At 48.5% G+C, this 3070-nt stretch carries 5 protein-coding genes and 1 pseudogene; 5 read left to right on the top strand and 1 reads right to left on the bottom strand.

Annotated features, from left to right (window positions below; all coding sequences use genetic code 11):
* Positions 1-338, bottom strand: a pseudogene (locus ACKOVI_RS05960) (chromosomal replication initiator protein DnaA); the annotation flags it as partial.
* Between the two features lie 312 nt (positions 339-650).
* Between ACKOVI_RS05960 and rpmH the strand changes: the two are divergent.
* From rpmH to ACKOVI_RS05935, 5 genes are all read left to right on the top strand, one after another.
* Positions 651-788, top strand: coding sequence for a 50S ribosomal protein L34 (rpmH, locus tag ACKOVI_RS05955; RefSeq protein ID WP_509603179.1), 138 nt, complete (start codon positions 651-653; stop codon positions 786-788).
* Positions 789-804: 16 nt separating this feature from the next.
* A complete protein-coding gene (gene rnpA, locus ACKOVI_RS05950) occupies positions 805-1164 on the top strand; it encodes a ribonuclease P protein component (protein ID WP_509603178.1) in 360 nt (119 codons plus the stop codon).
* Complete coding sequence (gene yidD, locus ACKOVI_RS05945; RefSeq protein ID WP_509603177.1) at positions 1161-1448, top strand: membrane protein insertion efficiency factor YidD; 288 nt, start codon at positions 1161-1163, stop codon at positions 1446-1448. The genes rnpA and yidD overlap by 4 nt, the downstream gene beginning before the upstream one ends.
* Positions 1448-2359, top strand: a complete 912-nt coding sequence (yidC, locus tag ACKOVI_RS05940) for a membrane protein insertase YidC (protein WP_509603176.1) — start codon at positions 1448-1450, stop codon at positions 2357-2359. Before yidD ends, yidC begins: the two co-directional genes overlap by 1 nt.
* A 63-nt stretch (positions 2360-2422) precedes the next feature.
* Positions 2423-2941: a Jag family protein gene (locus ACKOVI_RS05935; RefSeq protein WP_509603175.1), complete on the top strand. Its 519-nt coding sequence runs from the start codon at positions 2423-2425 to the stop codon at positions 2939-2941.
* Positions 2942-3070: the final 129 nt, after the last annotated feature.

The raw sequence follows: 3070 nt of genomic DNA, 5'->3' as shown, positions 1-3070 counted from the left end.
TCACGACCTGTACCTGGTCGTGGAACATCAACAGAGATTGTTGGTTCTGGTAAATCTGCGAGCTCGAGCGAGTCATCGACCATCACCGCGATATTTGCAGCACTTCCCAATTCGCGAGTGAGCACTTCGTTGACAACAGGGCGAAGACGCGATTCAAGAACATCTTTCGCGAAGGCATTGGGAGCTGCAACCAAGAGACTGGTTGGACCATCTGTATTTTCAACAAGGCCTCGAGGTTTAGTCATTGCGAGGAAGGCGCGGTGTTGAGGTTCGCCGGCCGAAACATGATCGACCACGCGCTCCCACAACTGGGTCAATTCAAGGGCGGTTAGCGCCATCTGACCTCTCCTCAACTTGGATATCGGATATCCACAAAGTTATCCACAGGGTGTGGTCTAAAGTAGGCCTTGAGCCTTGCATTTTGACCCGCTAGGACGGATACCTGTGGAGAACCCGCAAAGTAGACCCTTTTTAGGCAATTAGCAAGTAGTTATCCACACCTTACCCCCGCCTGAGGGGCTTCGGTCGAGTTTGACCACTACCTATCCACACCCGTACCGTTGCACCCTCGCTTCCCCCGTATTTCTGACCTGATCGACCACGAGCCTTACCTTGTAAGAGCTAAAGCTCATAAACATTTTGGAGTTCTTATGACAAAGCGCACCTACCAGCCAAATACCCGCCGCCGCGCCAAGAAGCACGGTTTCCGCGCTCGTATGGCTACCCGCGCAGGACGCGCAGTTCTTTCAGCACGCCGCGCAAAGGGCCGCTCACGCCTCTCAGCGTAAGCGGCAACGTGTACTCGTGCTGCCATTATCTGCACGTTTAACTTCACCACAAGATTTCGCTCGCACAACAAAGAGCGGACTTCGTGTTACCTCACAACACTTCGTTGGATATTTGTACGTTAATCCTGCCTCAAACGATCTTCCACGCGCTGGTCTGATTATTGGTAAGAGCGTCGGAGGGTCAGTCCGCCGACACCGAGTATCACGCCAGATTCGCCATGCAATAGCTGCGCACCTCTCATCATTTCCACAAGGATCTTTGATTGTGGTTCGCGGATTGAAACAAGATGCTTCAACTGATGTTCATAGTGAAATTGCAGAAATTTCTACACGTTTGATTTCTAAAGCTGCCAAGAGAATGGCAGATGCGTCATGAAGCGCTTCGCTCAACTTTTGATAAAGGGATATCAGGCTTACTCATCTACACGCGAACCTCGATGTAAGTACTACCCATCTTGTTCTAACTACGCAGCGACTGCAATCCGACGCTACGGAATTAAAGGTTTAGCAATGTCCATCTGGCGTATAGCGCGCTGCAACCCATGGTCTGATGGCGGCATTGATTACGTTGATTACGACCTCGATAGCGCAGAAGCTATCGCAAAGGTGCGCAACACAATGGTTTCCAGCACTACAACAATTACCGAAGGGGTCCACTAATGGGCTTTATCTTGAATCCGCTCTACAACATCGTCTCTGGAATCATGATTGCGATTCACAAAGTGTTATCGCCAATCTTCGGTGCTAACTCAGGTGTGACATGGTCACTCTCGATCATGGGGCTCGTTGTTTTAATCCGAATCATTTTGATTCCATTGTTTGTAAAGCAGATCAAGAGCCAGCGAGCAATGACTGCGTTACAACCTCAAATGAAGGCGATTCAAGCAAAATACAAAGATGATCGCCAGAAGCAATCCGAAGAGATGATGAAGCTCTACAAAGAGCACAAGACAAATCCTCTTGCATCATGTTTCCCAATTTTGGCGCAAGCACCAGTCATGTTTGCACTCTTCACAGTTCTTAATGGAATCGCTCACAACAAGCCACATGGTTTTATGAAGGGCGAATATTTAGTTTCAGCAGCACAAGCAAAATTCTTTGGTTCACCAATCTCAGAGACTTTCCTTGGTTCAGATAAGTTAACTGTCAAGATTGTGACAATCTTTTTGATTGCACTGATGTCAGCAACAACATTTACAACTCAAAAGCAGTTGATGACAAAAGGCATGCCAAAGATGGATGCAAGCAACAATATGATGTTGCAGCAGCAGAAAATCATGTTGTATTTATTCCCACTCATCTTCGCTATCTCAGGTGTGAACTTCCCAGTCGGTGTTTTGATCTACTGGTCGACTACAAACCTGTGGACCTGGGGACAGCAGTTCTATGTCATCAAGCGAAACCCAACCCCAGGATCTCCCGCTTATGAGGAGCTCCAGCGCAAGCGCGCTCACAAAGCAAAACTTGAGGGTAAAGAGCTTGCTACAGAGGGTGGAGCAACAACGATTGAGGCGCCTAAGGCTGAAGGTCAGCGCCAACAGCCAAAGAAGGCTAAAAAGAAGAAGAAGTAATTCGGACATTTACTATCAATAACGCATAAAAACATATAATTCACCCTACTCATAGGAGAGAAAATGCCAGAGTCAACAGAAGTTGTAGAAGAGACCAAAGATGTAGCTAAGAAAGCCCCTAAGTCGGTAGCAAAGCTCGAAGAAGAGGGCGATATTGCAGCTGATTACCTAGATGCGCTCCTTGATATCGCAGATCTCGATGGAGATATCGATATCGATGTTGAAAACGGTCGTGCATCGCTAGCAATCGTCGGCGGCAAACTCAACCACCTCGTTGGAAAGGATGGTGAAGTTCTCGACGCCCTCCAAGAGCTCACACGCCTCGCTGTTCAGACATCTTCAGGTGACCGTAGTCGTTTAATGCTTGATATTGAGAACTTCCGCGCCAACCGTCGCAAGGAGCTCACTACCCTTGCAGAGAAGCTTGGTGAAGAGGCTAAGTCAACAGGCAAAGAGATCAAGCTTGACCCAATGAACGCCTTTGAGCGCAAGATTATCCACGACACAATTCAGGATATGGGCCTCACTTCAGAGTCTGAGGGCGAAGATCCACGCCGCTTCGTCGTCATCTTCCCAAACTAAGCCCTCATAGGGGATTTGTTTCACGTGGAACCAGAACTTGATCGCCTGATCTCCCTCTACTTTCCGGAGAGAGAGAGGGAGATTCGCGCATATGCCGACTTCCTGAAAGGGGCAGGTATTGAGCGTGGC

Source organism: Candidatus Planktophila sp. (assembly GCF_046070465.1).
GTDB lineage: Bacteria > Actinomycetota > Actinomycetes > Nanopelagicales > Nanopelagicaceae > Planktophila.
This window is presented reverse-complemented; position numbering and strand designations above follow the sequence as displayed.

Excerpts from the sequence above, each read along its gene's own strand:
- rpmH (WP_509603179.1), top strand. The coding sequence starts at position 651 with ATGACAAAGCGCACCTACCAGCCAAATACCCGCCGCCGCGCCAAGAAG.
- yidD (WP_509603177.1), top strand. The coding sequence starts at position 1,161 with ATGAAGCGCTTCGCTCAACTTTTGATAAAGGGATATCAGGCTTACTCA.
- yidC (WP_509603176.1), top strand. The coding sequence starts at position 1,448 with ATGGGCTTTATCTTGAATCCGCTCTACAACATCGTCTCTGGAATCATG.
- ACKOVI_RS05935 (WP_509603175.1), top strand. The coding sequence starts at position 2,423 with ATGCCAGAGTCAACAGAAGTTGTAGAAGAGACCAAAGATGTAGCTAAG.